General features: G+C 76.0%; 2 protein-coding genes. Both read right to left on the minus strand.

What is annotated here, in order from left to right:
- Positions 1 to 373: Hpt domain-containing protein (locus HMPREF0731_RS24865; RefSeq protein WP_007002382.1), on the minus strand; the 373-nt coding region annotated here is incomplete at its 3' end.
- A 4-nt stretch (positions 374 to 377) separates the two neighbouring features.
- On the minus strand, positions 378 to 832 hold a 455-nt coding region (locus HMPREF0731_RS02270; RefSeq protein ID WP_007002383.1), incomplete at its 5' end, for a response regulator.

Consider the following 832-nt stretch of genomic DNA (forward strand, 5'->3'; position numbering starts at 1 on the left):
GGGCGATGCGCTGCAGCTGCGCCAGCAGCGCCGGCTCGGCGGGCAGGTCGCGCTTGGCCGCCAGCACCGCCTCGCGCTGGCGGCGCAGCCCGTCCACCGCGGCCAGCAGGGCGCCCGCCACGGTGGCGTCCACCGCCAGTTTGCCGCCGCGCGCCTGGCCGAGAATGTCCTCCGCCGCATGCGCCACATGCTTCATGCCGGAGGCGCCGAGCGCGTCGCTCATCCCCTTCAGGCTGTGGAAGGCGCGGAACAGCGTGTTGACCTGCTCGGCCGCCGGCGCCGCGCCGCTGGCCAGCAGGGCCTCGATGGTGTCGAGATGCTCCTCGCTCTCGGCGGCGAACTCGCCCCAAAGGGCGTCATCCTCCTCCAGCATCGGCTCAGCCCTCGGCGCCGGCGGCGGCCGGCAGGAAGGTGGCGCGGCGGGCGGCGCGCAGGATGGCCTCGCCCTGGCGGTCGCGCAGATCCGGGCTGAAGGCGCCGGAGGGCTTGCCGACCACGGCGCTGGCGCCCAGCCGCCGCGCCAGCGCCGCCAGCTCCGAGCCCGGCCGCGCGGCGGAGGAGACGATCACCACCGCGCCATGCCCCGACAGCGCCCATTCGCGCAGCGTGCCGATGCCGTCCAGCACCGGCATCTCGATGTCCAGCATGGTCAGGTCCGGCCGCAGCTCGGCCATCAGGGCGAGGGCGGCGCGGCCATCGCCGGCCTCGCCCACCACCGCGAAGGCGGGGTCGCCGGACAGGGTTTCTCGCACCAGGCGGCGCATCATGGCGCTGTCATCGACGACCAAGGCGCGCAGCCGGGTGGTGTCGGCGGCGGCTGTGGGTCGCGCCG

The sequence above is a fragment of the Pseudoroseomonas cervicalis ATCC 49957 genome, from assembly GCF_000164635.1.
Classification (GTDB): domain Bacteria; phylum Pseudomonadota; class Alphaproteobacteria; order Acetobacterales; family Acetobacteraceae; genus Pseudoroseomonas; species Pseudoroseomonas cervicalis.